Source organism: Mesorhizobium opportunistum WSM2075 (genome assembly GCF_000176035.2).
In the GTDB taxonomy this organism is placed as follows: domain Bacteria; phylum Pseudomonadota; class Alphaproteobacteria; order Rhizobiales; family Rhizobiaceae; genus Mesorhizobium; species Mesorhizobium opportunistum.
This window is the reverse complement of record NC_015675.1, coordinates 4,396,154-4,411,521: the sequence shown is the minus strand read 5'-3', so window position 1 is coordinate 4,411,521 and position 15,368 is coordinate 4,396,154. Positions and strand designations below refer to the sequence as shown.

General features: G+C 64.0%; 14 protein-coding genes. 9 read left to right on the top strand and 5 right to left on the bottom strand.

Features of this window, described 5'->3' with window-relative positions; genetic code table 11:
- Nucleotides 1-104 precede the first annotated feature (104 nt).
- From MESOP_RS21225 to MESOP_RS21205, 5 genes are read left to right on the top strand one after another with little or no spacing between them, the layout of a single operon-like run.
- Nucleotides 105-1,997: a SurA N-terminal domain-containing protein gene (locus tag MESOP_RS21225; protein WP_013895393.1), complete on the top strand. Its 1,893-nt coding sequence runs from the start codon at nucleotides 105-107 to the stop codon at nucleotides 1,995-1,997.
- The gene (gene trpD, locus MESOP_RS21220) at nucleotides 1,994-3,004 is read left to right on the top strand and encodes an anthranilate phosphoribosyltransferase (RefSeq protein WP_013895392.1); all 1,011 of its coding nucleotides are present in this window, start codon (nucleotides 1,994-1,996) and stop codon (nucleotides 3,002-3,004) included. Before MESOP_RS21225 ends, trpD begins: the two co-directional genes overlap by 4 nt.
- 3 nt (nucleotides 3,005-3,007) lie before the next feature.
- Nucleotides 3,008-3,820 (top strand): indole-3-glycerol phosphate synthase TrpC, encoded by an 813-nt coding sequence (gene trpC / locus MESOP_RS21215; protein ID WP_013895391.1) that lies wholly within the window; start codon nucleotides 3,008-3,010, stop codon nucleotides 3,818-3,820.
- Nucleotides 3,821-3,822: 2 nt separating this feature from the next.
- Nucleotides 3,823-4,305, top strand: a complete 483-nt coding sequence (moaC, locus tag MESOP_RS21210) for a cyclic pyranopterin monophosphate synthase MoaC (protein WP_013895390.1) — start codon at nucleotides 3,823-3,825, stop codon at nucleotides 4,303-4,305.
- Complete coding sequence (locus tag MESOP_RS21205) at nucleotides 4,305-5,510, top strand: molybdopterin molybdotransferase MoeA (RefSeq protein WP_013895389.1); 1,206 nt, start codon at nucleotides 4,305-4,307, stop codon at nucleotides 5,508-5,510. Before moaC ends, MESOP_RS21205 begins: the two co-directional genes overlap by 1 nt.
- A gap of 45 nt (nucleotides 5,511-5,555) precedes the next feature.
- Here MESOP_RS21205 and MESOP_RS21200 read toward each other — a convergent pair whose 3' ends face one another.
- On the bottom strand, nucleotides 5,556-6,386 hold the full coding sequence (locus tag MESOP_RS21200; RefSeq protein ID WP_013895388.1) for an alpha/beta hydrolase: 831 nt from the start codon (nucleotides 6,384-6,386) through the stop codon (nucleotides 5,556-5,558).
- Between the two features lie 306 nt (nucleotides 6,387-6,692).
- Between MESOP_RS21200 and MESOP_RS21195 the strand changes: the two genes are divergently transcribed.
- On the top strand, nucleotides 6,693-8,318 hold the full coding sequence (locus tag MESOP_RS21195; RefSeq protein ID WP_013895387.1) for an AMP-binding protein: 1,626 nt from the start codon (nucleotides 6,693-6,695) through the stop codon (nucleotides 8,316-8,318).
- Complete coding sequence (kynA, locus tag MESOP_RS21190; protein ID WP_013895386.1) at nucleotides 8,315-9,151, top strand: tryptophan 2,3-dioxygenase; 837 nt, start codon at nucleotides 8,315-8,317, stop codon at nucleotides 9,149-9,151. Before MESOP_RS21195 ends, kynA begins: the two co-directional genes overlap by 4 nt.
- A 4-nt stretch (nucleotides 9,152-9,155) precedes the next feature.
- On the opposite strand, the gene kynU is transcribed toward kynA, so the two are convergent.
- Genes kynU through MESOP_RS21170 form a run of 4 tightly spaced genes read right to left on the bottom strand, consistent with a single transcriptional unit; the run spans nucleotide 9,156 to nucleotide 13,174 of the window.
- The gene (gene kynU / locus MESOP_RS21185; RefSeq protein ID WP_013895385.1) at nucleotides 9,156-10,403 is read right to left on the bottom strand and encodes a kynureninase; all 1,248 of its coding nucleotides are present in this window, start codon (nucleotides 10,401-10,403) and stop codon (nucleotides 9,156-9,158) included.
- Between the two features lie 18 nt (nucleotides 10,404-10,421).
- Nucleotides 10,422-11,345 (bottom strand): ABC transporter permease, encoded by a 924-nt coding sequence (locus tag MESOP_RS21180; RefSeq protein WP_013895384.1) that lies wholly within the window; start codon nucleotides 11,343-11,345, stop codon nucleotides 10,422-10,424.
- Nucleotides 11,346-11,350: 5 nt separating this feature from the next.
- Nucleotides 11,351-12,130 (bottom strand): ABC transporter ATP-binding protein, encoded by a 780-nt coding sequence (locus MESOP_RS21175; protein ID WP_013895383.1) that lies wholly within the window; start codon nucleotides 12,128-12,130, stop codon nucleotides 11,351-11,353.
- 57 nt (nucleotides 12,131-12,187) lie between these two features.
- Nucleotides 12,188-13,174: an ABC transporter substrate-binding protein gene (locus MESOP_RS21170; RefSeq protein WP_013895382.1), complete on the bottom strand. Its 987-nt coding sequence runs from the start codon at nucleotides 13,172-13,174 to the stop codon at nucleotides 12,188-12,190.
- A 126-nt stretch (nucleotides 13,175-13,300) separates the two neighbouring features.
- Between MESOP_RS21170 and MESOP_RS21165 the strand changes: the two genes are divergently transcribed.
- Complete coding sequence (locus MESOP_RS21165) at nucleotides 13,301-14,098, top strand: GntR family transcriptional regulator (RefSeq protein ID WP_013895381.1); 798 nt, start codon at nucleotides 13,301-13,303, stop codon at nucleotides 14,096-14,098.
- Complete coding sequence (locus MESOP_RS21160; protein WP_013895380.1) at nucleotides 14,095-15,069, top strand: pyridoxal-phosphate dependent enzyme; 975 nt, start codon at nucleotides 14,095-14,097, stop codon at nucleotides 15,067-15,069. Before MESOP_RS21165 ends, MESOP_RS21160 begins: the two co-directional genes overlap by 4 nt.
- Nucleotides 15,070-15,368: the final 299 nt, after the last annotated feature.

Genomic DNA, 15,368 nt, shown 5'->3' with positions numbered 1-15,368 from the left:
TACCAAAATCAGGCCACAAAGCAATCGACAGTGGACCGGAAGGGCGCTATTGCGCTTGTTTCAGACTCGGCGCATGCGAAAATGCGCATAAATCGGAAGTAACCATGCTTGGTACATTGAGAAGCGCGGCGGGTACCTGGGTCGCGAAGACACTGCTTTCGCTCCTGGTGGTCAGTTTCGCCGCCTGGGGCATTTCCGGGCGCCTGATGGGCGGCTTTGCCGGCCACGATTCGGTGATAACCGCCGGCGGCACCAAGGTGTCGATCAACGAATACCGCCTCGCCTACGATCGCCAGCTGGCCGTCATGTCGCAGCAGTTCGGCCAGCGCCTGACCCACGAACAGGCCAAGGGGCTCGGCATCGACAACCAGATCCTGGCTCAGCTCGTTTCCGGCGCCGTTCTCGACGAACAAGCAAGGAAACTGGGGCTCGGCCTGTCCAAGGACAGGCTGGCGGAACTGACACGCGAGGATCCGGCCTTCAAAGGCCCAAGCGGCCAGTTCGACAGAAGGACGTTCGAATACATGCTGCACGAGGTCGGCATGCGGCCCGAGGATTATCTGAAGAACCGCGCCCAGGTGGCGGTGCGCCAGCAGATCGTCGAGGCGGTTTCGGACGGCCTCAAGGCGCCGGACACTTTCTTCAAGGCGGTCGCGCTCTATCGCGGCGAGGACCGCACGGTCGACTATCTGACATTGCCAAAGGCGCTCGTAGAGCCAGTCGAGGCGCCGAGTGACAGCGTGCTTCAGGCCTATTTCGAGGCCAACAAGAAAACCTACGCCGCGCCTGAATACCGCAAATTCTCCTATGTCCGCCTCGAACCGGTGGACATCATGGATACGACCGCCGTCACCGACCAACAGGTCAGCGACGACTACAACAAGAACAAGGCGCGCTACACGACGCCCGAAATGCGCACCATCGAGCAGCTTGTGTTCAAGACGCCGGACGCGGCCAAGGCCGCGCTTGATTCGCTCAAGGCGGGCGCCACCTTCGACAAGCTCGTCGCGGCCGAAGGCAAGACGCCGGCCGACACGTTGCTCGGCACGCTCGCCAAGGACAAGATCGCCGACAAGGCGGTCGCCGACGCGGCCTTCGCGCTCAACGCCAACGAAGTCAGCCCGGTTGTCCAGGGCGCCTTCGGTCCGGTGCTGCTGCGCGTTACCGAGATCAAGCCCGAAGTCGTGAAGCCGCTGGCCGAGGTGTCGGACCAGATCCGCAAGGACCTGGCGCTTGGCGAGGCAAGCCGCATCCTTTTGGATGTGCACGACAATTACGAGGACACCCGCGCCTCCGGCAGCTCGCTGGCCGACGCGGCGGCCAAGCTGAAGCTCAAGGACATCACGATCGACGCCATCGATCGCTCAGGCCTCAGGCCGGACGGTTCGATCGTCAAGGACCTGCCGGAATCGCCGGAGCTGATCAAGGCCGTCTTCGATGCCGAACCCAACACTGAAAACGACGGGCTGACCACGGCGGACAATGGCTTCATCTTCTATGAGGTCGGTTCGGTCACGCCGGCTCGCGACCGGACGCTGGATGAGGTCCGCAAGAAAGTCGTCGCCGACTGGACGGCCGCCGAGACCACCAAGCGCCTTGCCGCCAAGGCGGACGAACTCGAAAAGCGGCTCAAGGCCGGCGCCACGCTGGACGTCATCGCCGGTGAGCTCAAGCTGGAGAAGCAGACCAAGCGCGGTCTGAGGCGTGAAGCCGACGATGCGGACTTCGGCAAGGAAGGCGCAGCTGTGATGTTCGGCGTCGGCGAAGGCGGCACCGGGTTGATCCCCTCGCCCACCGGCGACGGACAGATCCTGTTCAAGGTCGCCGAAGTGTTCGAACCAGCGGGGGCCGATGCCAGCTCGGTACCGGAGGACGCGCAGAAATCCTTCACCTCCGGCATGTCCGACGATCTGCTCGACCAATTGGTGGCGCAGTTGCAGACGCAGTACGACGTCCGCGTCGACCAGGCCGCCGTCGCCCAAGCCTCGACAAGATGAGCGCGCTGAAAACCCATATCGCCAAGGTCGCGACCGGCAGCGCGCTTTCCTTCGAGGAAGCGCGCGAGGCCTTCGACATCATCATGTCGGGCGACGCGACTCCCGGGCAAATAGGCGGCTTCCTGATGGCGCTGCGCGTGCGCGGCGAGACGGTGAGTGAGATCTCCGGTGCCGTCGCCACCATGCGCGCCAAGATGCTTCGCGTCGAGGCGCCGCCAGGCGCGATCGATATCGTCGGCACCGGCGGCGACAATTCCCATAGCGTCAACATTTCGACAGCCTCGGCCTTCGTCATTGCCGCCAGCGGCGTCCCGGTCGCCAAGCACGGCAATCGCGGCCTGTCCTCGCTGACCGGCGCCGCCGATGTCCTGGTCGCGCTTGGCGTCAAGATCGACCTCTCGCCCGAGTTCATCGGCCGTTGCATCCACGAGGCCGGCGTCGGCTTCATGTTCGCACCCGCGCACCATCCGGCAATGAAGCATGTCGGCCCGACCCGCGTCGAGCTCGGCACCCGCACCATCTTCAACCTGCTCGGGCCCCTCTCCAATCCGGCCAGCGTCAAGCGGCAGATGGTCGGCGTGTTCCTGCCGGAATGGGTCATGCCGGTGGCCGAGACGCTGAAGGCGCTGGGCACCGAACATGCCTGGGTCGCCCACGGCGATGGCTATGACGAGATCACCACCACCGGCGAGACGCAGGTCGCCGAACTGGTTGGCGGCGAAATCCGCAGCTTCACGCTGACCCCGGAAGAGGTCGGGCTGAAGCGCCATACCAAGGACGATCTCCGGGGCGGCGACGCCGCCTACAACGCCAGTGCGTTGCGCGATATGCTGGGCGGAGCTGCCGGCGCCTATCGCGACACCGTGCTGATGAATGCCGGCGCCGGGCTGGTGATTGCGGGCAAGGCGACGACGCTTGGCGACGGCATCGCGATCGCCGCGCAGGCCATCGACAGCGGCCGCGCCTTGCAGGTGCTTGACCGGCTGGTCGAAATCTCGAACGGGTGAACCGTGTCTGACATTCTGCGCAAGATCGAAGCCTACAAGCGAGACGAGATCGCCGCCGCCAAGGCACGCGCGCCGCTGGCGGAGATCAAGGCACGAGCCAAGGATGCCGACGCACCGCGTGGTTTTCTCGCCGCACTCGAGGCGAAGCGCAGATCCGGCAACTTCGCCCTGATCGCCGAGATCAAGAAGGCGAGCCCGTCCAAAGGGCTGATCCGGGCCGATTTCGATCCGCCGGCATTGGCGCAGGCCTATGAAAAAGGCGGCGCCGCCTGCCTTTCCGTGCTGACCGATGCACCGTCCTTCCAGGGCGCGCCGGAATTTCTCACCAAGGCACGGGCAGCCACCGCCCTGCCCGCGCTGCGCAAGGATTTCCTGTTCGATCCCTATCAGGTCTATGAGGCCCGCGCCTGGAGCGCGGACGCCATCCTGATCATCATGGCCAGCGTCGACGATGCCTTGGCGAGCGAATTGGAAGCGACCGCATTCGAACTCGGCATGGATGCTTTGATCGAGGTGCATGATGAGGCCGAGACGCAGCGTGCGGTAAAATTGTCATCGCGGCTGATCGGCATCAACAACCGCAATCTCAGAACATTCGAAACCAGTCTTAAGACCTCGGAGCGGCTGGCGCCGATGGTGCCGGGCGACCGGCTGCTGGTCAGCGAGAGCGGTATCTTCACACATGACGATTGCCTCAGGATGCAAAAGACCGGCATCGGCACCTTCCTCGTCGGCGAAAGCCTGATGCGGCAAGAGGATGTCACCGCGGCGACGCGCCTGCTTTTGACGGGCAAGGCGTTGACTGAGGTCATCTGACGATGGCGGCCGCGCTCACCCATCTCGGCGCGCAAGGCGAGGCCAACATGGTCGATGTCGGCGACAAGCAAGAGACGACCCGCACCGCGATCGCCGAGGGTTTCGTCTCGATGCAGCCCGAAACACTGAAAACCATCCTCGCCGGCAACGCCAAGAAGGGTGACGTGCTCGGCACCGCGCGCATCGCCGGCATCATGGCGGCGAAGAGGACGCACGAGCTTGTTCCGCTCTGCCATCCGCTGCTCTTGACCAAGGTTTCCGTCGACATCGAGCCGGACCACGCCCTGCCTGGGCTGAAAGTCACCGCTCTGGCGCGCGTCACCGGCAAGACAGGCGTCGAGATGGAAGCGCTGACCGCCGCTTCCGTGGCCTGCCTGACCATTTACGACATGGCGAAAGCTGTCGACCGCGCCATGGTCATTTCCGGCATCAGGCTGGTCGAAAAGACCGGCGGCAAGTCCGGCGACTACAAGGTGGGCGCCTGATGGCACTGCTTCCGGTCGCCGAGGCGCTCGAGCGCCTGCTTGACGGCGCAGCACCCTTGGCTGGCGAAAGCGTTTCTCTTTTCGAGGCGATCGATCGCGTGCTGGCGGAGCCGGTCGTGGCGCTTCGCACCCAGCCGCCTTTCAACGCCTCGGCGATGGACGGTTATGCGGTGCGCGCCGCCGACATGGCCTCGGTGCCATCGAAACTCTCGGTGATCGGCATGGCGCCGGCCGGGCGTGGCTTTGACGGTACGATCGGCAAGCGCCAGGCGGTACGCATCTTCACCGGCGCGCCGCTGCCTGATGGCGCCGACACCATCGTCATCCAGGAAAATGTCCGCGATCTCGGCGGCGGCGATATCGAAGTGATCGAACCCACCGCCGAGGGACGCAACATCCGCCGCACCGGCCTCGACTTCGCGACAGGCGATGTGCTGCTGCAAAGAGGCCGGGTGCTGGATCCGGCGGCGCTTTCCCTGACCGCATCGGCAAATCATCCCCGGGTAAGCGTGGTGAAGAGGCCGCTGGTCGCCATCATTGCCACCGGGGACGAGCTGCTGGCGCCCGGCAGCGAGCTCGGGCCGGACCAGATCATCTCATCCAACGCCTATGGCGTCGCCGCGGCGGCGCAATCGGTCGGCGCCCGCGCGCTCGATCTCGGCATTGCCGCCGACCGCAAGGACGCAATCGCGGCGCTGGTCAGGAAAGCTGTCGCTGCTGGCGCTGATGTCATCGTCACGCTGGGTGGCGCCTCGGTCGGCGACCACGATTTGATCCATGACGTGCTGACCGGCGAAGGCATGACGCTCGGTTTCTGGAAGATCGCCATGCGCCCCGGCAAGCCACTGATGTTCGGCCGCCTCGGCGACATCAGATGCATCGGCCTGCCCGGCAACCCGGTGGCAAGCCTGGTCTGTTCGCAATTGTTCCTGAAGCCGCTTCTGGCAAGGCTTGGCGGCCGCAATTATCGCCAGGACGTCCGCCAGGCCAGACTGGGCGCCGCAATGGCGGCCAATGACCTGCGCCAGGATTATGTACGGGCGGTGGTCAGGGAAGACGATGGCGGACTGGTGGCGACGCCATTCAGTATCCAGGATTCCTCGATGCTGCGGATGCTGGCCGACGCCAACGGGCTGGTCGTGCGCGCGCCCTTTGCCCCCGCATCCACTGCCGGTGACACCTGCAACGTGCTGATGCTACGCTGAAGAATAGCCCTATAAGCTACTGATATAGGTCAAAAAAGATCTCGGCTATTCCGAGATCCAGAGCCGTGTCAGCGGATGCGCCGGATCGGCAAGCCCATCGACGATATCGAAATGATGCCGATCTGGTTCGACCACGGCGCTAGTCGTGGCGCCAAGGCCGGTCCAGATGTTGGCCAGCAGCGCATTCTGGCGCAGGAATTCGGAACGCTCACCGCCGCCAGCCCAGCAGGTGATGCGGGCGCCATCCATGGGCCGCAGCAGCGCCGGGCTTTCAGTCAGCGCCTCATGCTCGTCGATTGCCAGTGCCTCGTTCATGCCCGTACGCATCAGCGGACGCAGGTCATGCAGGCCCGAAATCGAAACGACATGGCGTATGCGCCTTGCCACATCGGCGGCCAGAGGCGTGGTCGTGGTCACCATTCGGGTGGCGAGATGGCCGCCGGCCGAATGCCCGGTCAGCATCAGCGGTCCCCCGACCATTGCCGCTGCCTTGCCGATCGCCGCGCCGATCTCGCTGACGATGCCGGCGATGCGTATGTCCGGGCACAGCGTGTAGGACGGCATCGCCACGGCGAAGCCGCTGCTGACCGCGCCCTTGGCGAGGTGCGACCAGCCGCTTTTGTCGGATTCCAGCCAGTAACCGCCGTGGATGAACACCACGAGCCCCCTGGGAGCGGCCTCGGGCAGGAAAAGATCGAACCGGTTGCGCGATCTATCGCCGTAGGCGATATCGAACCTCGCCCGGCCTTGCGCCGACAGCGCATCGCGAAACGCTTGCGCCGGTTCCGCCCACGCGGCCGGCCACCGGTCGCTACCGGCGATATTCGCGCCGTTGGCGTAGGCATTGTTCCAATCGGCAATGCGATGTTCGATCATCGGCACCCTCCCCCCGAAAGCGGCATGGTTTCAGCGCTACCAATGGCGGCCACCATGTCACGCGTCAATGCTCCAGGGCAAAACATTTTAGGCTTGAAACAAATTTCGACTGGTGCGATCCTGCCTCCGGAACAGTCGGCAAAATGGGAGGTCTGCTGTGCTGCCCATCTGCGGATCATCCTTTCTGGATGGCATGATCGAGCAATCGGCGACACGAAACCTCCACGAAAGACAGGAACGACAGATTAACCGCCTTCGGCCAGATGCTTCGCGCATTGGCCAGGCAGCAAATGGGATAGCGGCGAGATGCTTGGGCCTTCAGCGCATATCGACACGTTCACGCGCGACCACCTGCCGCCGCCGGAACAATGGCCCGATATCCTGCTCGACGGTTTTGATTATCCTGAACACCTCAACGCCGGTGTCGAACTGACCGACAGGCTGGTGCAGAAGGGACTTGGTGACCACACCGCCTTGATCGGCAACGGCCGCCGCCGCACCTACAAGGAACTGTCCGACTGGACGAACAGGCTGGCGCACGCGCTGGTCGAAAATTATGGCGTCAAGCCGGGCAACCGGGTGCTGATCCGCTCCGCCAACAACCCTGCCATGGTCGCCTGCTGGCTGGCCGCCACCAAGGTCGGCGCCGTGGTCGTCAACACCATGCCGATGCTGCGCGCCGGCGAGCTCTCCAAGATCGTCGACAAGGCCGAGGTCACCATCGCGCTCTGCGACACCAGGCTGATGGACGAGATGACGGCCTGCGCCAAGGACAGCGCGTTCCTGAAACAGGTCATCGGCTTCGACGGCACCGCCAACCATGATGCCGAGCTCGATCGTGCCGCGCTCGACAAGCCGGTGACCTTCACCGCCGTCAACACCGGCCGCGACGATGTCGCCCTGCTCGGCTTCACCTCGGGCACGACAGGCGTGCCGAAGGCGACGATGCATTTCCACCGCGACCTCCTGATCATCGCCGACGCCTATGCCCGTGAAATCCTGCAGGTGACGCCCGACGACATCTTCGTGGGCTCGCCGCCGCTCGCCTTCACCTTCGGCCTGGGCGGGCTTGCCATCTTTCCCCTGCGCTTCGGCGCCGCGGCGACGCTGCTGGAACAGGCGACGCCGCCCAACATGATCCACATCATCGAAACCTACAAAGCGACCGTCTCCTTCACCGCGCCGACCGCCTACCGCGCGATGCTGAAGGCCATGGACGAAGGGGCGGACCTGTCGTCGCTGCGCGTCGCCGTATCGGCGGGCGAGACATTGCCGGCTCCGGTCTTCGAGGAGTGGACGAAGAAGACCGGCAAGCCGATCCTCGACGGCATCGGCGCCACCGAAATGCTGCACATCTTCATCTCCAACCGTTTCGACGACATGAAGCCTGCATCGACCGGCAAACCGGTAGGCGGCTACGAGGCGCGCATCGTCGACGACGAGATGCGTGAAGTGCCGCGCGGAACGACCGGACGGCTTGCGGTGCGTGGACCGACCGGTTGCCGCTACATGGCCGATGACAGGCAAAAGGACTATGTCCGCGACGGCTGGAACCTCACCGGCGATACCTTCACGCAGGACGAAGACGGTTTCTTCCATTTCGCCGCCCGCTCCGACGACATGATCGTCAGCGCCGGCTACAACATCGCCGGACCGGAGGTCGAGGCAGCGCTGCTGTCGCATCCTGATGTCGCCGAATGCGCTGTCATCGGCGCCGGTGATGCCGAGCGCGGCCAGATCGTCGAGGCGCATGTCGTGCTGGTGCAAGGCGTGGCGCCGGACGCGTTGACCGTCAAGCGCCTGCAGGACCACGTCAAGGCCACCATCGCACCTTATAAATACCCGCGATCGGTGAAATTCATCGCCGCGCTGCCCAAGACCCAGACCGGGAAGATCCAGCGCTTCCGGCTGCGCACGGAGACCGTCAATTGAGCGAGCCCTACGATCCAGCGTCGGAAGGCGCCCAGATGTCGTTCAAGGAACGCATGTCCTACAGCGACTATCTGCATCTGGAGAAAGTGCTGGAGGCGCAGACGCCGCTGTCGTCGGCGCATGACGAAATGCTGTTCATCATCCAGCACCAGACCTCCGAGCTTTGGATGAAGCTCGCTTTGCACGAAATCGGTGCCGCGATCCGTTCCATCCGTGCCGACCGGCTCGAGCCCAGCTTCAAGATGCTGTCGCGCGTCGCTCGGATCTTCGAGCAGTTGAACAATGCCTGGGACGTGCTGCGCACGATGACACCCAGCGAATACACCGAATTCCGCGATGCGCTCGGCCAGTCCTCGGGCTTCCAGTCCTGGCAATATCGCGCCATCGAGTTCATGGCCGGCAACCGCAACCTTGCAATGCTCGGGCCCCACAAGCACCGGCCGGACCTCAGCGGTAGGCTGGAGGCGATCCTGGCGGAGCCATCGCTCTACGACGAAGCGCTGCTGCTTCTGGCCCGCAACGGGTTCGACATCGGCGCCGACGCCGGACGAACCGACTGGCGCGAAACCCGGACCGAGAATGAGGCGGTCCTGGTCGCATGGCAGACCGTCTATCGCGACCCGCAGCGCTACTGGATGTTTTACGAACTGGCCGAAAAGCTGGTCGATTTCGAGGACTATTTCCGCCGCTGGCGCTTCAACCATGTCACCACGGTCGAGCGGATCATCGGCCTGAAACGCGGCACCGGAGGCACATCGGGCGCCTCCTATCTCAAGAAGATGCTCGAGGTCGTGCTGTTCCCGGAACTCTGGACGGTCCGCACCCGGCTCTAGTTTCTCAAGTCACCGCCGTCTTGACTGCAAATCGCGCCTCTTTCCAAGCTTCGGTGCGCAAAATGTCCTCCAGCACCTCGACCGCCTGCCAGACGTCCCTGTAGCCGACATAGAGCGGCGTGAAGCCGAAGCGGATGGTCGACGGCGCGCGGAAATCGCCGATCACGCCGCGCTCGATCAAGGCCCGCATCACCTGGTAGCCATGCGGATGCATGAAGGAAATCTGGCTGCCGCGCCGATTGCCGTCCCGCGGGCTCTCCAGTTCGAGGCCATAGGCGCCGCATCTGGTCTCGACGAGCCGGATGAACAGGTCGGTCAGCGCGATGCTTTTCGTGCGCACCGCAGCCATGTCGACATCGTCCCAGATATCCAGCGCACCTTTCAGCGCCCGCATCGAAAGCATGGGCTGCGTGCCGCACAGGAAGCGGCGGATGCCGCTGCCGGCTGCAAAACCCTGTTCGAAGGCAAATGGCCGCGCATGGCCCCACCAGCCGCTGAGCGGTTGATGGACATCGTCGTGGTGGCGTTTGGCGGCGTAGATGAAGGCCGGAGCGCCCGGACCGCCATTGAGATATTTGTAGGTGCAGCCGATGGCGAAATCGGCATTGGCGCTGTCGAGTTCGACCGGCAAGGCGCCGGCGGTGTGGCAGAGATCCCAGACGATCAGCGCGCCGGCCTGATGGGCCCTGCGCGTCAGCGCGGCCATGTCGCGCAGCTGCCCGGATTTGTAATTGACGTGGTTGACCAGGATAACCGCGACGCGCTCGTCGATCAGCCCTTCAATGGTTGCCGCATCGACGCCTTCGAGCCGCAGCACGGTGCCCGGCCGCGTCGAGGCGACGCCTTCGGCCATATAGAGATCGGTCGGAAAGCTATCGCCCTCGGCGACGATGACCGACCGGTCCGGCCGCATCCCGAGCGCGGCATGCAGTACCTTGTAGATGTTGATGGAGGTCGTGTCGCAGACCACCGTCTGGCCCGGGGCGGCGCCGATCAGCCGGCCGAGCTGGTCGCCAAGCGCGACCGGCATATCGAACCAGCCGGCGGTGTTCCAGGCACGGATGAGGTCCTGCGCCCACTCTTTGGTCGCGGCCTTCTGCAGCTCGTTGAAAACCGCAGGCGCCGCGGCGCCGAGCGAATTGCCGTCGAGGTAGATCACGCCTTCCGGCAAGGTGAACCGATCGCGCATGGCGCGCAGCGGATCCGCCGCATCCATGGCTTCGACGGCCGTGAGGTCGAGCGTTGCGTTCATGATTGGTGATGTCCTCGATTATTCACGAATGGCTTCGCGAGCCGGCGCGGGCCCCCGGCTGCGCTTGAGGCTGGGCAGAGCAAGCATGGCGAGCACGAACAGGCCAGTGGCAAGCTTCAAATCGGGAGGCGGCATGCCGGCGGCAAGGCAGAACGACACCAGCTGGTAGTAGATGATCGCGCCGGCAAAGGGCGCCAGCAGCTGGCGCCAGACGGTCTGCTTGCCGACAACCGCCTCGCCGATCATCAGCGCGGCCAGTCCGTTGATGAGGATGCCCAGCCCCATATTGACGTCGGCGAAGCCCTGCGACTGCACCATCAGCGCGCCGCTTGACGCCGAAAACGCGCTCGCCAGCCCGACGCCGCCTATAGTCGCCGCCCAGACATTGATGCCTTGCGCCTCGGCCATATCAGGATTGGCGCCCACGGCGCGCACCGCGGTCCCTTTCTCGGTCCTGAAGAACATGTAAAGCGCCACGAAGACGACGAGCGCGAGAAGACCGGCGACGACGATCTTGCTGGTCGGAAAACCCGGCCGCGCGAACGGCACCCAGTCGAACACCGTGGGCGAACCGAAGACGGAGAGATTGGACTTGCCCATGATGCGAAGATTGATGCTGTAGAGCATCGTCATCATCAGAATACCGGCAAGCAGCGTGTGGATACGGAAGCGCAGATGGATGAAGGCGGTGCAGCAGCCCGCCGCGAAACCCACGATGAATGCGACCAGGATGCCGGTCACCGGCTCTGCTCCGGCAGCCAGCAGCACGCCGCAGACGCAGCCGCCCAGCGGAAACGCGCCTTCGCTGGTGAGATCGGGAAAATTCAGCATGCGAAACGGGATCATGATGCCGAGCACGACGAAGGCCAGGATCAGGCTTTGCGCCAGGGTGACCGGCATGATCGAGATGAAGCTTGAGAGAACTTCCTGAATAAAGCCCATGGGGATCAGCTCGCCAACAACATGCGGTCGGTCTTGACGGAAAAATGGCCGATCAGATCGATAACCGTGACCCTAGCCTTTTCCTCGCCGGTGACTTCCAGCAGGACCCGGCCCGCGTCGAGCATGATCACCCGGCTGCCATAGTCCACGGCGTGCTGCATGTTGTGGGTCACCATCAGTGTGGTCAGCTTCAGCGCGCTGACGGCACGCACCGTGGCCTGCATGACGATCTCGGCCGTGCGCGGGTCGAGCGCCGCTGTGTGCTCGTCGAGCAAAAGCAAGTCTGGCGATCCGCCGACGGCCATGATCAGCGACAGGGACTGCCGCTGCCCGCCTGAGAGCAGGTCGACGCGCGTATCGAGACGATTTTCAAGGCCGAGGCCAAGTATGGACAGGCGCTCCTTATAGGAGGCGAGCCGTGTGGCGTTCAGCCCTTGCCGCAGGGTGCGCTTGTGGCTGCGCAGATCGGCCAGCAGCATGTTCTCCGCCACCGTCATGCTGGCGGCGGTGCCGCGCATCGGATCCTGGAACACCCGCGCCAATCTTGCGGCACGCTTGTGCACCGGCATATTTGTCACATCGGCGCCGTTGATCAGGATCTTGCCGGAATCGAGGATGAGCGCTCCGGAAATGGCATTGAGCATGCTGCTCTTGCCGGCTCCGTTGGAGCCGATGACGATGCCGAACTCGCCAGTCGCCAATGACAGGCTGAGGCCGTCCAGCGCGATCTTCTCGTCGGCCTGGCCCCTGTAGAATACTTTGCGCGCGGATCGGATCTCGAGCATCGTTCCTCCCTGACCTGAGGGTGACGGCGCCCCTGCCGTCACCCTTCAGTCCCGATATCAGTCGACGATGCAGCCGCAATCGGCCATCGAAGCCGGTATCTCGATGCCGAACGCGGCCATCGCCTTGCGGGAAATCGTTGCCATGTGGTCCTTGTAGGCCGGGCGCGACGGCGCGATCGTCTTCGGATCCTTGCCCTTGAGGATCTCGGCGGCGATGTTGCCGGCGTTGACGCCGACCTGCGTGTAATTGACCGCGAAGCTCGCCGGTACGGTGCCGTTGCGGACCGCGCTGTCGTCGGCGTTGACGACAGGGATGCCGGCCTGGCGGGCGGCCGCGGAGACGGCGGCGATCGCCGGCTGGATCAGGTTCGAGGTCGGGCCGTAGATCACGTCGGCCTTGCCGGCGAGCGATGCGATGCGCTGCTGGATGTCATTGACGTTGTCGATACCGACTTCCACGACTTCGAAGCCGGCAGCGGGCGCCGCCGCCTTGATCTTCTCGATCAGGGCAACGTCGTTGGCCTCGCCCGGATTGTAAGGCACGCCGAAACGCTTGGCGTTCGGCAGAAGCTTCTTGGTGAAGGCCATCACCGCGGCGACGTCCTGCAGATCGGTGGCGCCGGTCATGCCTTCGTCGCCTGCGTCCCACGACGGCACCAGCTTGGCCGCCACCGGGTCGGTGACCGCGGCAAAGACGATCGGAATGCCGGAGCCGGCGAGCGCCTTCTTGGCGATCTGCGAGACCGGCGTGGTGATGGTGTAGATCAGCTTGGGCTGCTCGGCCTGCAGCTTGGCGATCATCTGCGGCACCAGCGATGCATCGAAATTAGTATGGCTCTCTGTGTAGACGACGTCCTTGCCCTCGACGAAGCCATTGTCCGTCAGCGCCTTCTTGAAGCCGGCTATGGCGGCGTTCAATTGCGGATGCTCGCCGAAATTGGCGATGCCGATACGGATCTGATCGGCCGCGGCGCTCCCGGCGCTGACCATCAATGCGCCTGCCAGAGCCAATCCCGACAGCCATGCGGATTTCGACTTCAACATCATTTCCTCCCAGATTTGATCAGCGCCGCCTCGGGGCACCTCCAGCGATCATGGTCAGTCCATCGGCGCATGTCAAACATTATATATAATTCTTGCCATCACCAATCATCATATATAATTTCTCCAATGGCAGAGAACGAATGGATCGCGATGCAGGACCAGAAGAACTCCACCAAGACGGAAGCCGCCTACCAGCTTCTGCGGCGCGATATCCTCACCACCCGTCTCATGCCGGGCGCCCCGCTCAAGCTCAGCGCCCTGCGCGGCATCTATGGAGTTGGCTGGACGCCGCTGCGCGAAGCATTGTCGCGCCTCGAAGCCGAACGCCTGGTCACCGCCATCAGCAATCGCGGCTTCGCGGTCGCCCCCGTATCCCGGGCCGAACTTGAGGATCTGGCGCGCGCGAGGATGGTCGTCGAGATACCGCTCTTCCAGGAATCGATGGAGAAAGGCGGCCGGGAGTGGGAAGACGCGGTTGTCACCGCGCACTACCGGCTCGCCCGCTGCAAGACCGCGGTGGACGACCCATCGGATGCCGCCGTCGACCAGTGGGACGAGAACCACGAGGCTTTTCATGCCGCGCTGCTGAGCGCTGCGACATCCAGCTGGCTGTTGCGGTTTCGCTCGACGATCTCGGACCAGCTGCGCCGGCACCATCGCTTTCTTGGGCTGGCGCCGACATTGCGGGCGGCGGCCGGCCTCAAGGACGGCTACGAAGAGGCCATGAACGCGCTGCGCGAGGCGATGGCGATCGAGCACCACACGGCGATCATGGAAGCCGCCCTGGACCGCGACGTCGAGCGGGCAAAAGCGCTGATGACGGCCCACATCGGTTATACGCTGCACGTCTATGTCCACAGCGAGGACGGCGACGCGAACAAGGACGTCGCGCGCGCCGGCAGCTTGAAAGCGGTTGCCGGATGATCTCGGCACCTCCGCATCGTCCGACGCTTGACGAGATTGCCGAAGCCCGCGATCGGCTGGCCGCCTGGCTGCCGCGCACCCCGCTGCTGCGCCTCGATCTTGGCCGTGCCGACCAGCGGATATTCCTCAAGCTCGAGACCCTGTCGCCGATCGGCGCCTTCAAGCTCAGGCCGGCGCTCAATACCTTGCTTTGTCGTGACGCCGATGAACTCAGGCACGGTGTTGCGACCGTCAGTTCGGGCAACATGGCCTATGGGTTGGCCTGGGCGGCACGGGCTCTTGGCGTTCCGATGGCCGCCTACATGTATGCCGGCGCGCCGCAGACCAAGATCGACGGTGTCCGCCGTCTTGGCGGCGAGGTGCGCTTTGTCTCCCACGAGACCTGGTGGCGCTACATCACCGCGATCGAGCGGCCCGACATTGACGAACTTCTCATCAATCCCGTCACCGATCAGGCGGTGTTGGCTGGCAACGGCACCATCGGCCTCGAGATTGTCGAGGATCTGCCGGAGGTCGATTTCGTGCTGACGCCATATGGCGGCGGCGGCATGACGACCGGCGTTGCAAGTGCGCTCAAGGCCCTTCGTCCGCAGGCGAGGGTCTTTGCCGTCGAGGACGAGAACGCGGCGCCGGTCACCGCCGCACTGGCGGCCGGACGTATTGTCGAGATCGAGACACGGCCCTCCTTCATCAAGAGCATTGGCGGTCCCTCCCTGATCCCCGAGCTATGGCCGTTGGCGAACCAGCTCATCGACGGTGCCATCGCCGTCAGCCTGCAACAGGTGACGGAGGCCATGCGGCTCCTGTTCTCGAAGGCCAAGGTCGTCGCCGAGGGCGCGGGCGCCGCCTCGCTGGCCGCGGCTCTCAGCAGTGAGCGGGCGACCGGCAACGTCGTCTGCGTCATCTCCGGCGGCAATATCGATGCGGAATTCTATGCGCAGGTGCTGGCCGGTGCGATCCCGCCAGCCTGATCCCGTACCTGCTTCCGAACCGGCGATTGTTGGCGTTTTGATTTCGTTTCGTTCACGGCAGGCAAGCCGATCGCAAGCGCCGAAATCGGCCTCGACGGGCTCTGCCGTCGGCTGATGCCGAGCCATGTCGCAAGACAGGCCACAGGCTATTAACCAAACATTTCAATGCGGGCGACGGGCGGCAACGGGCGAAAAACCCCGATTTCCGGCCTGTCCGGGCCGCAAATGATTTCGGCTCTCTTACCAAATTCACTAAACTTTAAACGGTTGCAGAACACAACTGGAACAGATAGTGTTTG